11 protein-coding genes are annotated in these 17,326 nt (G+C 68.7%); 7 read left to right on the top strand and 4 right to left on the bottom strand.

The genetic code is table 11. The features are described from left to right. The first annotated feature begins 112 nt into the window (after nucleotides 1–112). From BLR03_RS05790 to sufU, 5 genes are all read left to right on the top strand, one after another. Nucleotides 113–2,803, top strand: coding sequence for a helix-turn-helix transcriptional regulator (locus BLR03_RS05790; protein WP_091250682.1), 2,691 nt, complete (start codon nucleotides 113–115; stop codon nucleotides 2,801–2,803). A gap of 95 nt (nucleotides 2,804–2,898) precedes the next feature. Next, the gene (locus BLR03_RS05785) at nucleotides 2,899–5,625 is read left to right on the top strand and encodes a LuxR C-terminal-related transcriptional regulator (RefSeq protein WP_091250679.1); all 2,727 of its coding nucleotides are present in this window, start codon (nucleotides 2,899–2,901) and stop codon (nucleotides 5,623–5,625) included. 602 nt (nucleotides 5,626–6,227) lie between these two features. Next, nucleotides 6,228–7,832, top strand: a complete 1,605-nt coding sequence (locus BLR03_RS05780; protein WP_091250676.1) for a sugar transferase — start codon at nucleotides 6,228–6,230, stop codon at nucleotides 7,830–7,832. Nucleotides 7,833–8,218: 386 nt separating this feature from the next. Beyond that, nucleotides 8,219–9,526 (top strand): SufS family cysteine desulfurase, encoded by a 1,308-nt coding sequence (locus BLR03_RS05775; RefSeq protein WP_091250673.1) that lies wholly within the window; start codon nucleotides 8,219–8,221, stop codon nucleotides 9,524–9,526. Nucleotides 9,527–9,537: 11 nt separating this feature from the next. Beyond that, nucleotides 9,538–9,993: a Fe-S cluster assembly sulfur transfer protein SufU gene (gene sufU / locus BLR03_RS05770; protein WP_091250670.1), complete on the top strand. Its 456-nt coding sequence runs from the start codon at nucleotides 9,538–9,540 to the stop codon at nucleotides 9,991–9,993. Between the two features lie 2 nt (nucleotides 9,994–9,995). Here sufU and BLR03_RS05765 read toward each other — a convergent pair whose 3' ends face one another. The 4 genes from BLR03_RS05765 to BLR03_RS05750 are packed head-to-tail and all read right to left on the bottom strand — an operon-like array spanning nucleotide 9,996 to nucleotide 12,554. Next, nucleotides 9,996–10,253 (bottom strand): VanZ family protein, encoded by a 258-nt coding sequence (locus BLR03_RS05765; protein WP_254788191.1) that lies wholly within the window; start codon nucleotides 10,251–10,253, stop codon nucleotides 9,996–9,998. Between the two features lie 41 nt (nucleotides 10,254–10,294). Further along, complete coding sequence (locus BLR03_RS05760; protein ID WP_091250668.1) at nucleotides 10,295–10,516, bottom strand: SCO4848 family membrane protein; 222 nt, start codon at nucleotides 10,514–10,516, stop codon at nucleotides 10,295–10,297. A 4-nt stretch (nucleotides 10,517–10,520) separates the two neighbouring features. After that, nucleotides 10,521–11,018 (bottom strand): DUF2505 domain-containing protein, encoded by a 498-nt coding sequence (locus BLR03_RS05755; RefSeq protein ID WP_091250664.1) that lies wholly within the window; start codon nucleotides 11,016–11,018, stop codon nucleotides 10,521–10,523. 48 nt (nucleotides 11,019–11,066) lie between these two features. Next, entirely contained in the window at nucleotides 11,067–12,554 is a 1,488-nt protein-coding gene (locus BLR03_RS05750; RefSeq protein WP_091250662.1) for an SDR family oxidoreductase, read from the bottom strand. Nucleotides 12,555–12,838: 284 nt separating this feature from the next. Here BLR03_RS05750 and mfd point away from each other — a divergent pair, with 284 nt between their 5' ends. Together mfd and BLR03_RS05740 are read left to right on the top strand one after the other, a co-directional pair. Continuing rightward, on the top strand, nucleotides 12,839–16,480 hold the full coding sequence (mfd, locus tag BLR03_RS05745) for a transcription-repair coupling factor (RefSeq protein ID WP_091250659.1): 3,642 nt from the start codon (nucleotides 12,839–12,841) through the stop codon (nucleotides 16,478–16,480). Nucleotides 16,481–16,483: 3 nt separating this feature from the next. Next, a complete protein-coding gene (locus BLR03_RS05740; RefSeq protein WP_175460420.1) occupies nucleotides 16,484–17,317 on the top strand; it encodes a metal-dependent hydrolase in 834 nt (277 codons plus the stop codon). The last annotated feature ends 9 nt before the right edge of the window (nucleotides 17,318–17,326 follow it).

Raw genomic sequence — 17,326 nt, 5'->3', positions numbered from 1 at the left:
ACGCGTAGTCAATACGGTGGAGGTATCACCGCTCAAAACTTTGATTGCGAAGGTCTCTCATATGTTCCAGCAAGACGCCGGCTTGCCAGCGGGCAGCGGCCAGACAGAAGCAATGTTTCCGGCGCAACGAAACGGCCACGGCCGGAACAAAGACAGACCCTTCACCCGCCAACAGCTCGTTGCCGACGTCGTTCAAACCCTGACGTCGGGTTCCGGGTGCGGCATAGTCCTCGTGGGCGACCACGGGGCCGGCAAATCCTTCATCGCCCAGCGCGCCATTGAGCAGCTCGGCGACGAGTACCTGGTGGTCCAGGTCAGGGGCAGCTCGATCTCCTCCAAACTTCCCTACGGTGCCCTGAGCGTCCTCCTGAACGACCTCGACGCCTCCCACCTCGAGCACCCCCTGATGGTGCTACGCGGGCTGACCCAGTTGCTGCACAACAAGTCCGAGGGGCGGCAAATCGTCCTTTTCGTGGACAACGCCCATGACCTCGACGAGCTCTCGAGCATGATGGTGGCCCAGCTGAGCGCAGGTGCCCATGTCACGCTGCTGGCGGCGTGCGTGGACATGCCTCACGTCGGCGGCGACATCATGGGCCTGTGGAAGGATGACCTGCTCCGGCGGGTGGACCTTGGCCCGTTTGACTTCGCCGAGACGGCCGCAACACTGCACCACGAATACGGCGGCCGGTTCTCCTTGACGGCCGCCCGGGCGCTCTGGAGCGCGAGCGGGGGCAACGCCCTGTTTCTCCACTCCCTGGCCCGCGAACAGATCAAGCTGGGCACAGTGGTCCGCCAGGACGGCGTATGGTTCCTGGGCAACGGCCCGATCGCCTTGACGGGCGAGATCCGGGACGTCGTGAAGGCCCGCCTGAACCGGCTCGGCACCGGCCAGCGCGACGTCTTCGAACTGCTGGCCCTTGCCGGGGCGGTCCCGCTGCAGACCCTCATGCTCATCGCCAACCCCCAGGATATGGACGCGCTCCAGGAGCGGACCCTGATCCGGGTGACCCATGACCATCCGCCGATGGTCAGCGTCGCCAACCCGGTGACGGCCGGAATCGTCGCGAGCGTTGTCCCGCCCGGACGCAGCGCCGAACTCCGCCGCCGGCTCACCGCCGTGCTCCAGGAGTCCGACGCCCTGGACGCCGGCGGCTCCACCGGCGTCGCCTGGGCGCTGGACTGCGGGGAGCAGGTGAGCCCGGAGGTCGCCCTGGCGGCGGCCCGCGCAGCCAACAGCGCGTCCGACCCCGCAGCCGCCCTGCGGTTCGTCCAGGAGATCGACGGCGGCGAGCCCGCCGTCCCGCTGGCCATCGAATCGGTGACTGCCCACATCTCGGTAAACAACGATGAGTCCGCACACCGGGTTCTGGAGTCGCTGGACAAAGAAGCCCGCGCGGAGCTTCCGCTGGCCGAATGGACGGCCCTGCAGCTGCTGCGGGCAGAGCTGGAAAAACGCAGCACTGCCCCGGGAACCGATCCCCGGGCACGGCTGCGGGAACTCGCGGAGCGGCTGGCTGCCGAGCCCCCGGAGCGGGGCTCCACCGTCAGCGCGGCGAGGGAGCAGCTGCGCCTGGCCGAGGCCGAGCTCGCCGCGTTCCAGGGACGCTATGCCGATGTCCTTGCCACGACCGACAGCATGGACACAGCGGACCTGGGCAGCGAGCCGCGGCTTGTGACCGCCAGCGTGCGCTGCGAGGCCCTGGCTGTCAGCGGCAACGTCGTGCAGGCGATGGTCCTGGGCAAGCAAATCCTGGCGGCCACCGCGAACGTGCGGCTCACGGACCGCGCGGTCCGTGAGATCCGCGGCAGGTTCCTGCTCCTGCTGCTGCTCTCGGCCAAGTTCAGGGAGGCATCCGCCTACCTCGAGGAGACGTATGGCGGCGGAGAGCCCCAGACCCGGCTCGGGGGGATGTTCGAGATCGGGCAGGGCGTCATTGACCTGCACTTGGGACATCTCGACGATGCCCTGTCCAGGCTTCAGGCGGGCAGGTGGCAGCTCCTGGCCCAGGACTCCGACGCCTTGGCGGGCCTGGCTACCGCGGTCTGTGCCTATGCCGCCGCCCTGCAGGGCGAGGAGGAAACGGCTGCCGTCCTGCTGGGCGACCTCGCCCAGCCCGGGACACCACCGGCGTGGCTGGTTGGTCGGCTCACCCGTTACTTCGAACTCTCGGCCCAGGCCGAGCTTGGGCAGAGGGCCATGTCCATCCGCGCCCTCACGGCCGAGGCAGACAGCGACACGGAATCCTCGGCCCTGGCCCCGGCGCTCCTGTTCCTGTCCGCGGCCGCCCGGCTGGGGGACCGCCAGATGGGCCAGAAGCTGGACAGCCTGAGCAGCCGGGTGACCGGACAATTCGCGGCCCTGTGCTCGCGGCTGGCCGAAGGCATGAGGGAGTCTGACAGTGAACAGTTACTGGGGGCGTCCAGGGACGCTGACGCATCCGGCAACGCGGTCTTCGCCAGGGACGCGGCCCGGAAAGCCGTCAGCTGCGCCAACGATGCCGGCAACCGGATCGCGCTGCGGATCGCCCAGCGGGCGCAGCAGTCGCTCGATGACAAATTCGGCAGTCCCAAGAACGGTCTGCATTCGCTCACCACCTCGACCCTGACGGCGAGGGAATGCGAAGTTGCGGTCCGCGCCGCTGCCGGCACGTCTAACCGCAAGATCGCGGAACAGATGCACGTATCGGTCCGCACGGTCGAGGGACACCTCTACCAGGTGTATTCGAAGCTGCATGTCGCCAGCCGATCGGAACTCAAAGATGTCATCTCAACTCCGGCAGACAGCTCCCGGCTCGGCTGACGCTGGCACGCTCCGGGCAGCTGCCCGGACGGCTGACGCCGGCACGCTCCGGGCAGCTTTCCCGGACAAGCAGAGGACGGCAGGAAGAACCGGCGATGGAAAGCCTGACTGAGACCGCCCCGCTGATCGAGCGATCGGCGCTGGTCAAGGACCTGGTGCGTTGCCTGCGCGACGACACCAGGTCAGGTGCGCTCGTGGTCGGCGGGGCAGGGACGGGCAAGACCGCCGTCGTTAAGGCCGTCATCCGCGAACTCGGTCCCCGCAGCCACATCATCCGGCTGACGGCCACCCCGGCTATGGCCGCCGTTCCCTTTGGCGCCCTGGCGCCGTACCTGTCCCGGCTTCCCGACCGTGAACTCGACTCCTATGCCGCTGTCGTGGAGGCGATGGCGGGCAGCCTGAAGTCGGAAGCGGAACGCCCTCTGTTCGTCGTCGACGACGCGCATTGCCTCGACCACGGGACTGTCCGTCAGCTGGCGCAGGCCGCGGCCACCGGCGCCGCAGGTATCCTGGTGGCATGCCGGCCCGGGCCGATGATCCCGGAAGAATTCCTGTCCTTGTGGGACGACGGAATCATTGCCAAATTCGATCTTGCCCCGCTCAGCCGGACCGGAACACACCAGCTGTGCGAACAGGTCCTGCGGGCCGACGTCTCCCCGTGGGTCAGCGCGCTGTTTCATGATGCGGCAGACGGGAACCCCCTCATGCTGATGTCCTTGATTCAGCATGCCCGTAGCAGCGGCGCACTGGGTTTCCGGCACGGCGTATGGTTCCTCCTGGCCAACCCGGACATGGCCCAGGTGCCCGCCGCCGATGTCGTTGACCGGCAGCTGCGCTCCATGACGCCGGAGGAGAAGACCGCAGCGACGATCGTTGCCCTGGCCGGACCGCTGTCCCTGGCCCAGATCCTGCGGATCAGCGGTCCGAAAGCCGTCGATGCGCTGGACACGGCAGGAATCATTGCTGTCTCAGCCGGGCACGACCGGCTGGTACGGCCCGCGAGCCCGATTGTCGGCGAGATCATCCGCCACCGGGTCCCGGCCGGCCGCAGTTCAGCCCTGCGCTCAAGCGTGCTGTCGTTTCCCTCGGCGCGGGCCGCCGTGCCGGGAGCGGCCCTGAACCGGTTGCGGTGGTCCCTGGACTGCGGCGTGGAGATCCCTCCTGTCCAGCTGCTGCACGCCGCCGTCGCCGCGAACACGGCCCTGGATCCCGTGACTGCCGCCCGGGCTGCCGGGGCCATCCGGGACGTCCGGTTCCTCTCCGAAGCACGCATCCAGCTGGCGTATTCGAACTTCATCCTCGGGCACCCGGAGGCCGCCGTGGCATCCCTGGAGTCCGCCCAGCCGCTACGCGCCGGACGGTCGTCCTATCTGGCGGCCCTGCTCGCGGCCCGGATCGGGTCCGCAACGCCGGCCCGGAGACTGCGCGCCGATGCGGGAAACCCGCCCCCGGGCTCTGTTCTGGCCCTTGAACCGCCGTTCTCTGTGGAACCGCCGTCCGTGGATTCCCTGGCGCTGCCGGCCGTGCCGTCGACGCAGCCTTCGATACTCGATCCGGAGGAACAGCTCCGGGACGGGGCCGCCGCCGCGGGACTGGCCGCGGAACTGATGAGCCGCACGTGGGACAGCCGCTTCCTGGGAGCCGGAACCGGGTTGCGCGAACTCATTGAATCGGCCGGCACCAATCCCGAAATCCGTGTCCCGGCAGTTTCCCGCCTCGCCGAACTCCTAACGGCTCAGGGGCGCCTGCGGACAGGGCTTCGCCTGGACGGCGAGGCATGGAACGGCGCCCGCAGCGCAAGCGTGGCGCTGCCCCTGGTGTATGAGGACCTTGTAGTACGCCACTGCCTGAACCTGATCCGGGCAGGGGACTGGGACGGACTGGGACAGGTCCTGGACGATTACGCGGCCCGCGAGCCCGGACGGCTGCTCTACAGCGGCGGCATGCTCCACCTCATGCGGGGGTATTCGAGGCTTCGCCAGGGCAGGATGCGCGAAAGTCTCGCCGAAGTGCGGCTGGGCGTGGAAGAACTCACCATAGCCGACCCCCTCAACCTCCTGCCCTTCGCCCATGCCGTCGCAGCCTACGCGGCTGCTGCCGTCGAACGCCACCGTGAGGCCGGCCAGCATTCGCTGGCCTACCGGCTGTCGGATTACCGGGAGCCGACAACCCTTCGCCTGCTGGCGGAGGCGTACTGCCTGGCGGCGGACCCCGGAGACGGGCCTGACGGGAACAGTGCCCGGGCTCTGGCCCAGCTGGCGGATGAGGCGCTGCGCGAGGGTCTGCGGGGCGTTGAAACCGATATCAGGCGTCTCGCGTTCCGCAGCGGCGACACCTCGGGAGCCGAAGCCCTCGCGCTCAGCAGCAGCGCGGTGGACGGCCCGGAGGCGCGCCTGCTGGAGTCCTATGCGCGAGCGGTTTCGGCCTGCGACGCTGCCGACCTCATTGGCATCAGCGACGACGCACTCAACGGCGGGCACGGGCTACTGGCCCTTGAAGCCGCCCAGCAGGCGGAGCGGATCCTGGCTGACGATCCGGACCGGTGGAGGCTTACCGCAGTCCAGCGCAGGGTCCATCACCGCCTCGTCGAGGCCGGGATGTCGGCGCAGCTGGAGCTTGTCCATAACGATCATGGCGCCGCGCTGACCCCCCGGGAGGCCGAAGTCCTGGAACTGGTGTCCGGCGGTGCCACGAACGGCGAGATCGCCACCGCCCTGTGCGTATCGCAGCGGACCGTGGAGGGTCACCTGTCCCGGATCTTCGCCAAGCTCGGCGTCGGCCGGCGCGCGGACCTCCTCGACCTCGGCACGCCTCACCCCTGACACTGCACTCCCTGGCTCCCGTCACCTCTGACCGGCCCGCTGACGCCCCGGACCGGCCCTCGTGAGGCCATGACGGTTTGCGGCGCCCTCCCGCACACCCCCTCCGGCACTTGCGCCCACACCTGGGACCCAGGCTGCGCGGGCGGCCGCGTACAGCACGGGTGGCCCGAGGTGCCGGCGGGAGTATCCCCAAGTAGTGCGGCCGCAAACGCGCCGACAGAAGTCGGGTAAACGCTACTCGTGTGTAGATCGGGTCCGGGCGATTGACTTAAGTCAGTCCCACGAACAACTCACAAAGGTCTCAAAATGAGGAACTTCAGGGCGGTAATCGACCGCGGGTATGACCTGCAGGAGAGTGTGGCCTCAAAATCCATCTTGCTTGCGGACGCAGCCACTGTCACCATTAGAGGTGGTCGTGCCATTACCTCCCTACACCGAACTCCTTCATTGGAATCGTACGGTGCCTTCACGGGCAGCCGTGCGCCAAGGTCGGAGCCGGCGGCGTCAGAGCCTTCTGAGACCGAGGCTCTCCCCCCAGCCGCCGCCGGCTCCCTTAACCGGTCTGCACCCGGGTCCGCGCCGTTGAGAAACGCGGACCCGGCATGAGTGCCGTCGATGAGCGCCGCCGGAGATACCGGTCACGGGGGAGCCGCCTGACGCGCCGGACCCAGCCGGTCCTGGCCTCGAGCGCCGGACCGCTCGGCCAGCCCTGGGCCACCGCCGACGCAGGCCGCAGCCAGAACGCTCCGGCCACGCTGGCGGACACGGAGCTGGTGGACTCGGGCAAGTCCTGGGCCAAACGCTACCGCCGCTGGCTCCGCATCACGGACGCCGCCATCGTCGCGATCGCCGTCGCCGCCGCCTACGCCTTCCACTTCGAGGAAGGCGAACCTGTCTTGTCCCGCGGCGGAGCGGGCGGGTCGTATCTTGCCGTCAGCATTGCCTTCGTCGTGGCCTGGGTCCTGGCGCTCGAAGTGCACCGCACCCGTGAGGAAACCGTCCTCGGCATCGGCTCCGAGGAATACAAGCGGGTCCTCGACGCCACCCTGGGCGTCTTCGGCGGGATCGCCATCATCGTGATCGTCGCCGGCATCGATGTGGTCCGCAGCCACTTTGCCCTCGCGCTTCCGGCCGGGGCCCTGCTGCTGCTGGTCAACCGGTGGCAGTGGCGCAGCTGGCTGAACCGCCAGAGACTCTTCGGCCACTACCTATCCAAGGTGATCGTCGTCGGGGAACCGTCGGACGTCGAGTACGTGATCCGGCAGTTCGGTAAGGTCTCCGGAGCCGCCTACGAGGTCGTGGGGGCAGCCCTGCCCGCCGGCTACACCGAAAGCCATGTGCAAATTTCCGCCCAGAGGGTTCCCGTCCTGTGCGACGTCGACTCGGTCGCGGAGAAGGTCGCCGAAACAGGCGCGAACGCCGTGGTGGTGGCGGGACGGCTCCAGGGCGGTACCCGGTCCATCCGGCAGCTGGGGTGGGCCCTGGAAGGCACCCGCGCCGGCCTCGTCCTGGCCTCGAGCCTGACCGACGTCGCCGGTCCCCGGATTCATTGGCGTCCCGTTGAGGGACTGCCCCTCATGCACGTGGAGCTGCCCCGGTTCACCGGCGGCAAGCACACGCTCAAACGGCTCGTGGACATCGTGGCATCCGCCGCGGCCCTCCTGATCCTCTCACCCCTGCTCGGCGCCCTGGCGTGGATCATTGTCCGCGACAGCAAGGGACCTGTGTTCTTCCGCCAGGAGCGGGTCGGCCGCAACGGCAAGCGGTTCAAGATGGTCAAATTCCGCTCCATGGTCACTACCGCCGAACAGGACCTAGCGGCACTGCGGGACCTTAACGAGGGAGCAGGACTGCTGTTCAAGCTCAAAAACGATCCCCGGATCACCACCTGCGGCCGATGGCTCCGGAAGTACTCGCTGGACGAGCTGCCGCAGTTCTGGAACGTCCTGAGGGGGGACATGAGCCTGGTCGGGCCACGGCCTCAGCTGCCCTGTGAAGTCGAGGGGTATGAGGGGGACGTGAGCCGGCGGCTGCTGATCAAACCGGGCATCACGGGTCTGTGGCAAATCAACGGCCGGTCCAATCTGGGCTGGGACGAGAGCGTCCGATGGGACCTCTACTACGTGGAGAACTGGTCTTTGACCGGCGACATCATGATCCTGTGGCGAACCTTCAGGGTCATTCTTCATCCGGTGGGGGCCTATTAGACGAACTCAACGCCGGTACTGGGCCGTTAACTGGGCCGTTAACCGGCGCCGATAACATACTGGTGACCGGCCGGGCACCCGTGGGTCCGGGACCATGCGCCGTGAAGTTAGTCTCATGATTCGAGCGAGCATGATCTCGCCGCAGCCCGGTTGTACACCAGCTTTTGGCTGCCACACACAGCACGCCGTGCGCATCTCTGTGCTGAAGAATTACGACGCCGGGCCTCCCGTTGAGTTCCGCGGCGTGCGGCTCCGCGCCGTGGCCGCGCAGGAAGGCTGCGGGAACGTGGGATAATTAGGTTTAATCTGTGTGACGTATTTCCTGCGGCCGGCTGCCCGGCCGGCCGGGGTGCGCCGCAGCGAACGCCGATCCAGGAGTCTCCGCCATGGTTGCCACCCCAGCCCACCTCCGCCGCTCTGCCGCCGCGCTCGGAAACGACGAGGTCCTGAGGATCCGCAACGACTTCCCGATCCTGCAGCAGCACGTCAACGGCAAACCGCTCGTCTACCTGGACTCCGGGGCCACCTCGCAGAACCCGCTCAGCGTGCTCGAGGCCGAGCAGGAGTTCTACGAGCAGCGGAACTCTGCGGTGCACCGCGGGGCACACCATCTTGCCGTCGAGGCCACCGAGGTGTTCGAAAACGCCCGGGAGACCGTGGCCGCCTTCATCGGCGCCGACTGGGACGAGCTCATCTGGACCTCCAACGCCACGGAGGGGCTGAATCTGCTCACGTATTCGTTCCTGAACGCGTCCCTGCCTGGCGCGGCCCCCGACGCAGCCCGGTTCGCGCTGGCCCCGGGCGACGAACTCGTGGTCACGGAGATGGAACACCACGCCAACCTGATTCCCTGGCAGGAGTTGGCGGTCCGGACCGGCGCCGTCCTGAGGTTCATCCCCATCGACGACGCCGGAGCCCTGGACCTGGAGGCCGCCGCCGGCATCATCGGCCCCCGCACCCGTGTCCTGGCGTTCACCCACGCCTCCAACGTCCTGGGCACCATCAACCCGGTGCCGGCCCTCGTCGCCCAGGCCCGGTCCGCGGGCGCGCTCGTGGTGCTCGACGCGTGCCAGTCCGCGCCGCACCTGCCCCTGGACGTCAAGGCGCTCGACGTCGACTTCGCGGTGTTCTCCGGGCACAAGATGCTCGCGCCCACTGGAATCGGGGCCCTCTACGGCCGCTCGGAGCTGCTCAACGCCATGCCGCCGTTCCTGACGGGCGGCTCCATGATCACCACCGTCACGATGGAACGGGCGGGCTTCCTGCCGAGCCCGCAGCGCTTCGAGGCCGGCACCCAGCGCATCTCGCAGGCCGTCGCCCTCGCCGCGGCGGTGAACTATCTCAGCGAAACCGGGATCGACCGCATCCATGCCTGGGAAGCGGAACTCGGCCAGCGGCTGGTGCAGGGCCTGGGCTCCATCCCCGGAATCCGGGTGCTGGGCCCCGCGGCGGGGGAGGAACGGATTGGCCTTGCCGCGTTCGACGTCGCCGGCGTCCACGCGCACGACGTCGGCCAGTTCCTGGACAGCCGGGGCATCGCCGTGCGGGTGGGACACCACTGCGCCCAGCCGCTGCACCGTCGGCTCGGATTGACGGCCACGACCCGGGCCAGCACCTACCTCTACAACACCACGGACGATGTAGACGCGTTCCTCAACGCGGTCGCCGATGTCCGTGCCTACTTCCAAGCCTAGGACGGACATCCATGAGTCTTGACCAGCTCTACCAGCAGATCATCCTGGAACACTCCAAGGCCCGTCACGGCAGCGGCCTGGCCGCGGCGGAGGCACCTGCCGGGGCCAGCAGCGGGCAGTCCCACCAGCTGAATCCGACGTGCGGCGACGAGATCACGGTCCGGGTATCCGTGGTCGGCGGGAAAGTCAGTGAGCTGCGCTGGGACGGGGATGGCTGCTCGATCTCGATGGCCTCGGCCTCCGTGCTGACGGACCTCGCCGAGGGCATGACCGTCGAGGAATTGCGCGCCGTGATTGACAGCTTCCGCGAGGTGCTGCGCTCGCGCGGCAAGGTGGCGGCCGACCCGGAGCTGCTGGGCGACGCCGCCGCATTCGAGGGCGTGTCCCGCTACGCCGCCCGGGTCAAGTGCGCCATGCTCTCCTGGGTGGCCGCGGAAGACGCCCTCGGCCAAGCACTGGCGGCCTGAGCTCAGGGCAACACGGCGTGTTCGTGGCGTGCCATGAACACGAGGGCCAGAAGGGCGCCGACCATGGCGCCGAAGGTGTTCGCGGCGACGTCCGCGACCGAGGGGAAGCGCGCGGGGAGGAAGGCGAGCCGGGAGAGCTCGATCAGCGCGGAGAGCAGGAAGCCGGCAGCAGCCCCGCCGTAATCGAACCAGAGCGGCACGCCCCACCGGTGCAGTTTCCGCAGTGAGCGCATCAGGAAATCGGACGCGTCCCGGTCCACGGGCGGCACGCCGGCGGAGGCAACCGCCGGCGTGCCGAATGCTAGCTGACCAGCGCGGCGATGCCGATTGCCGCCGTCGCGGCCCCCAGCACCATGGAGATGCTGACGAGGACCACATGGACGGTCAGGAAGCGCGTGGCCTTGCCGTTGGCGTCGCGGGCACGCGGGTCCTTCATGACGCGCCGCAGGAACTGCGGCCAGACGGCCAGGGACCAGACGCCGGAGACAATCAGGACGACGGCGAGGAACGCGGGCAGCTGCATGGTGCTAGTGGCTCTCGAGCCAGGCCTGGGCCTGCTGGGACTGCAGGTTCAGGGCCTTGCCGACCATCGGTTCTGCGGCATCGGCGATCTTGCCGCCAAGGAACGGCACCGAGGAGGTCACGTTGCCTTCGAGCTCGATCCGGGTGCTGCCGCCGTCGGACACGAGACGCTGGACAGCGTTCACGTCCAGGGGTGCGCCGGCGACCTTCAGCGAGATCTTGCTGTGCCGGGAACCGTCGGCGGCGGGCGCCTCCCAGGCTTCCAGCTGCGTCACCTTGAGGCTTTCGCCGACAAATTTCCGGGCGATGTCCGGCATCCGGGTGGTGGGGATGGTCCGTACGGTGGTGGTGCTGAACGCGCCGGCGGGATCTCCGTCGAGGGCGAAGGATTCCAGGGTGCCGCCAACGAGCTCGCTCGTGTGGCGCAGGAAGTCTTCATCGACGAAAACCGCGGTAACGCGGTCGACGCTGTGCGGAACGGTAGTGGATGCACTCAGGGCCATTGGGGGGTCCTCCGTGTTGTGGAAGTGGACGTTTCGGGCTCCAACATCCTACGTGGTGTGGCTGGCAGGCTCCGATTCGAGGCTTTCCAGATCACGGGCAGCGGCGGTGATGTTCCGTGACATCGCGGGAAAAATGACGCTGTGGAACGGCAGCACGGCGAGCCAGTAGAGGCGGCCGCTCAGGCCCTTGGGGAAGAAGATAGCGCGCTGGCGGTAACGGCTGCCGGTGCCCTCCGGCTCCACGGAGAGCTCGAGCCAGGCCCGGCCCGGGGCCCGCATTTCGGCCCGCAGCCGCAGGAGCCGGCCGCGGTCGATCCGCTCGACCCGCCACCAGTCGACCACTTCGCCCTCCGCCAGCAGGTGAGGGTGCCGGCGGCCGCGCAGCAGCCCCGCCCCGCCGGTGAGCTTGTCCAGCCAGCCGCGCACCTGCCAGGCCAGCGGCAGCGAATACCAGCCGTTCCGGCCGCCGATGCCTTCAATGACAGTCCACACGTGCCTGGGGTCGACATCGCTGTGGAAGCTGCGCTCGTCCAGGTACACCGTGTGGCCGGACCATTCCGGGTCGCTCGGCAGGGGATCGGCGTCGACGCCGGCGCTGGCCCACGTGGTTTCCACCTGGCCGTCGCGTTCCTTGCCCAGCGCGAGGGCGACCGCCTTGCGGTAGGGCGTCAGGCCGCCCTCCGGCACCGGGATGTAGGCATCGATGTCGTGCTCACGGGCGACGGCGTCGTGCTGGAGCGATTCGACGAGCGGCAGGGACATGGAGAGCGGGATCGGGGTGGTCAAGGCCACCCACATGCCGGCCAGCTTGGGCGCCGGCACCGGCAGCGCCAGCACCACCCGGTGCGGCAGGCCGGCCTCAGCGGCGTACTCCTTCATCATGCCCGCGTAGCTGAGCACCTGGCGGCAGCCGATATCGAACGTCCGGTTGATGGGTCCTTCCAGCGACGCCGCGGCCACGAGGTAGTACAGCACGTCCCGGACGGCGATCGCCTCGATCTTGTTGCGCACCCAGCTCGGCGCGGGCATCAGCGGGAGCGTCTCGGACAGGTGCCGGATCATTTCGAACGACGCCGAGCCGGATCCGATGACGACGCCGGCCTGGAAGACCACCGCGTCCACCGGGCTGTCCAGGAAGACTTTTCCCACCGCCTCACGGGAACGCATGTGGGTGGACAGCTCGGCGCCGGCCGGGTGCAGCCCGCCGAGGTACACAATCCGGTCCACCCCGGCTGCGGCGGCCGCCCGGGCCGCCGTCGCGGCCATCGCCTGTTCCTTGGCCTCAAAGCCGGCGCCGGCCGCCATGGAATGGACCAGATAGTACAAGACGTCGACGCCGTCGAGCGCCGCCCGCAGTGCCTCGCCGTCGTCGAGGCTGCTTTGGACCACTTCGACGTCGTTCAGCCACGGCACGCCGGCGATTTTGGCCGGTGTCCGGACCAGGACTTTGACCCGGTGCCCCGCGTCCAGAAGCCGGGGGACCAGGCGGCCGCCGATGTATCCGGTGGCCCCGGTGACGAGCACGGACTTGTTCATGGTGACTCCTTCTCATCCGGCAGGCTGGCGAGTGGCCTACCAAGCCATTCGGAGCGGGGGCCGCGGCGGATGGCCGCCGCCCGTCCCTTTCGCCAGCCTAGCCCCGTGTGACCATCCGATGGGGCCTTCCTGGGACCGGGGAGCGTCCGGGGACGGGCACAGCTCGCGGAGCCCGGGTGCGGCCGCCCCCGGGCTCCGCGGTAGGCTTGGAAGACCCGGGATTCTTGCGAATTTCGGCTATTCGTGTTGCCTGCATTTCCGTGATCACCTCAGGAGCAACAGCTATGAGCCTCAACGGCCCGTCTCTCACCGGCCTGCGCCGCGTCCTCGCCGAGGACCGCACCTACGCCCGCGTCCGGGCCGAGGCCTCCCGCGGATTCGCCGGCCGCAGCGAGGACTACCAGATCAGCGCCCCGGCCGGCCTCCGGGCGACGCTGCTCGCGGAAGTGGCCGACGGCATCGCGGCGGGTCCTGACGCAGGTGCCGGCCCGGCCCCGGTCGTCCTGGCCGTCACGGCCACGGGCCGGGAGGCCGAGGACCTGACGGAGGCACTGCGTGCCTACCTGCCGGCCGACGCCGTCGCCGAGTTCCCGAGCTGGGAAACCCTCCCGCACGAACGGCTTTCGCCGCGCTCGGACACGGTGGGCCGCCGGCTGTCCGTGCTCCGCCGCCTTGCCCACCCCGAAGCGGCCGGCGCCGGAGCGCTGCGCGTCGTCGTCGCCCCGGTCCGGGCCGTGGTCCAGCCGATCGTGGCAGGCCTGGGCGAACTGGTCCCCGTCACCTTGACCACCGGCCAGGAGGCCCCGTTCGGCGACGTCGTGAAGAGCCTCGCGGCGGCCGCCTACGCCCGGGTGGACATGGTCACCCGCCGCGGCGAATTCGCGGTGCGCGGCGGCATGCTGGACGTCTTCCCGCCCACCGAAGACCACCCGATCCGGGTCGAGTTCTTCGGCGACGAAGTCGAACAGATGCGCTGGTTCGCCGTCGCCGACCAGCGTTCCCTCTCCGCGCCGGGCGTCCACCATCCCACCGAGCTCCACGCCCCGCCCTGCCGCGAAATCCTCATCACGCCCTCGGTCATGTCCCGCGCGGCGACGCTGAAGTCCCAGCTGCCGGCCGCGGCGGACATGCTGGAAAAGATCGCCGGCGGCATCGCGGTCGAGGGCATGGAGTCGCTGGCGCCGGTACTGGTGGACGCCATGGTCCCGTTCCTGGACCAGCTCCCGTCCGGCTCCGTCGCCGTGGTGATCGAACCGGAAAAGGTCCGCACCCGGGCCCACGACCTCGCTGCCACGAACGAGGAATTCCTCGAGGCGGCCTGGGCCACGGCCTCCGACGGCGGGGCCGCACCCCTGGACCTGAGCTCCGCGGCCTCCGAGGCCCTGCATTCGGCCAGCTTCCGGTCGCTGACCGAGACCCGCACAGCGGCCCTGGCTCACGGTGTCTCGTGGTGGTCCATCACCTCCCTGGCCACGGACGAGGACCTGCTGCCCGACGTCGATGTCCTGAACCTGCATGCCCGCGAACCCCGCGGCTACCAGGGCGACGTGGCCGAAATGATGGACTTCATCGGCTCCCGCGTCCGGGACCAGTGGCGGATCGTGGTGGTCACCGAGGGCCCGGGCCCTGCCCAGCGGCTCGCCGAACTCTTCCATGACAACAACATCCCGTGCGCCCGGGTGGACAGGCTCGACGACGAGCCGCAGGCCGGCCTGATCGAGGTGACCACCGCCGCCGTCGGACGCGGCTTTGTCCTGGACCCGCTGAAGGTGGCGCTGCTGACGGAGGCGGACCTGCTGGGCCGGACGTCCGCCGGGTCCACGAAGGACATGCGGCGGATGCCCTCCAAACGGCGGAACGCCGTGGACCCGCTGCAGCTCGTGGCCGGGGACTTCGTGGTCCACGAACAGCACGGCATCGGCCGGTTCGTCGAGCTCATCCAGCGCAAGGTGGCTGGCGGGGGAGAAGGGGTGCGCGAATACCTGGTCCTCGAATACGCCCCCTCCAAGCGTGGCGCCCCCGGCGACCGGCTCTTCGTTCCCACCGACCAGCTGGACCAGGTCACCCGCTACGTCGGCGGGGACGCCCCCGCGCTGAGCAAGATGGGCGGCGCGGACTGGGCGAGCACCAAGTCCAAGGCCCGCAAGGCCGTCAAGGAAATCGCCGGCGAGCTCATCCGGCTGTACTCGGCCCGGATGGCCTCGCGCGGACACGCGTTCGCCCCGGACACCCCGTGGCAGCGCGAACTGGAGGAAGCATTCCCGTACGTGGAAACCCCGGACCAGCTGACCACCATCAACGAGGTCAAGGCCGACATGGAACGCGAGATCCCCATGGACCGGCTGATCTCCGGCGACGTCGGCTACGGCAAGACCGAGATCGCCGTGCGGGCCGCGTTCAAGGCGGTCCAGGACGGCAAGCAGGTGGCGGTGCTGGTTCCCACCACGCTGCTGGCCCAGCAGCACTACGAGACCTTCACCGAGCGGTTCTCCGGGTTCCCGCTCCGGGTCAAGCCGCTCTCCCGCTTCCAGGGCTCGAAAGAAGCCAAGGAGACCGCCGAAGGGGTCAAATCCGGCGCAGTGGATGTGGTCATCGGCACGCACCGGCTACTGTCCAAGGACTTCGCGTTCAAGGACCTGGGCCTGGTGATCGTGGACGAGGAACAGCGCTTCGGCGTCGAACACAAAGAGGCGCTGAAGAAGATGCGCACCAACGTGGATGTCCTGGCCATGAGTGCCACCCCGATTCCGCGGACCTTGGAGATGTCCCTGACCGGCATCCGCGAAACGTCCACCCTCGCTACGCCGCCGGAAGAACGCCACCCCGTGCTGACCTACGTGGGGCCCTACACGGACAAGCAGACCTCCGCGGCCATCCGCCGGGAACTCATGCGCGAAGGGCAGGTGTTCTTCGTCCACAACCGGGTCTCCACGATCGACAGCACCGCAGCCAAGATCCGCGAGCTGGTCCCGGAAGCCCGGGTGGAGGTCGCCCACGGCAAGATGTCCGAGAGCAGGCTCGAACAGATCATCGTGGATTTCTGGGAGAAGCGCTTCGATGTCCTGGTCTGCACCACCATCATCGAAACCGGGCTGGACATCTCCAACGCCAACACGCTGATTGTCGACGGCGCGGATAAGTACGGGCTCTCGCAGCTGCACCAGCTGCGCGGGCGTGTGGGCCGCGGCCGCGAACGGGCGTACGCCTACTTCCTGTACCCCTCGGAGAAACCCCTGGGCGAGGTGGCGCTGGAGCGGCTCAAGGCCGTCGCAACCCACAACGAGCTCGGCGCCGGCATGCAGCTGGCCATGAAGGACCTCGAAATCCGGGGCGCCGGCAACCTGCTCGGCGGCGAACAGTCCGGCCACATCCAGGGCGTCGGATTCGATCTGTACATCCGGCTCGTGGGCGAGGCCGTGGCCGAATACCGGGGCGAGGCCGAAGAGAAGGCCGCCGAGATGAAGATCGAACTGCCCGTCAACGCGCACCTGCCGCACGATTACGTGCCCGGCGAACGGCTGCGCCTGGAGGCATACCGCAAACTCGCCGGCGCCATCACGTACGAGGCGATGGACGAGGTCCTCGCCGAGCTCGTGGACCGCTACGGCGAACTGCCGCTGCCGGCGAAGAACCTGATCGACGTCGCCCGCTTCCGGGTGGGCGCCCGCGAAGCCGGACTGTCCGACGTCGCGCTGCAGGGCAACTTCATCAAGTTCTCCCCGGCCCAGCTGCCGGAGTCCAAGCTCATGCGGCTCACCCGGATGTACCCGGGCGCACAGGCGAAGCCTGCCCTGGACGCAGTGCTCATCCCCAAGCCCAAGACCGCGAGGATCGGCGGCCGGGACCTGCAGGACGCCGAAATCCTCGAATGGGCTAACGGTGTTATCCGCAACATCTTCACCGACGTCCCGCTGGCGGTGAAGTAAAGAATGATGGGAGGACACCACGCCGCGTCGGGAGCCGCGGCGTGGGTAGCTATTGCCTCGACCGGCCCCTACGCCCTGGGCTGGTACCCACTGGACCCCACCGGGATCGTGATCGGCGCCATGGCGACGGCGGGGACCGCGCTGGTCTGCGACTGGGACCACCGTGCCAGCACCGTGGCGCACGCCCTGCCGCCGCTGTCCAACCTGGTGGCGCGCGGCATCGAGAACGTCAGCGGCGGCCACCGGCAGGGCACGCATTCGGTACTGGGCGCGGCGTTCTTCGTGCTGCTGGCCACGATCGCCGGGCAGCTGCAGGTGCAGACCCGGTGGGGGCTGCTGTCCGTCGGGGCCGGGCTGCTGTGCATGTTCATGATCAACATCGCCGCGAAGGCCCTGAAGCTCTTTCCCAAGTACGGCTGGATCAGCAACTGGGTCTTCGCGCTGCTGATGGCGGGCCTGGTGACGTGGTTCGCGCCGCACCAGTGGACCTGGCTGCCGGTCTCGATGCTCACCGGCGTGCTGGTGCACATTGTGGGGGACATGATCACCACCGGGGGCGTGCCGCTGCTCTGGCCGCTGGTGATCAAGCCGCCGAAGGTGCTGCGGAAACTGCCGCTGCTCAAGAACGTCTGGAAAGCCAACGGGGCGTTCTCCATCCCGCTGCTGGGCCGGGCGGGCTCGCGAAGGGAATGGCTGGTCCTGATCCCGGTGAGCGGCTACGCGATGGTGGGGATGTTCGGTGCGGGACTGGCCGTGGCGAAGGCGCACTTCCCCGCGGCCCTGGCGCTGGGCACCGGACTGGTCAAAGGCCTGTTCGCGCTGGTGCAGGCAGCTTAAATGACTGAA

Origin of the sequence: Arthrobacter sp. ok909, from assembly GCF_900104405.1 — a bacterium.
Classification (GTDB): domain Bacteria; phylum Actinomycetota; class Actinomycetes; order Actinomycetales; family Micrococcaceae; genus Arthrobacter; species Arthrobacter humicola.
The sequence above is the reverse complement of the archived record's forward strand: the minus strand, read 5'-3'. Positions and strand labels throughout refer to the sequence as shown.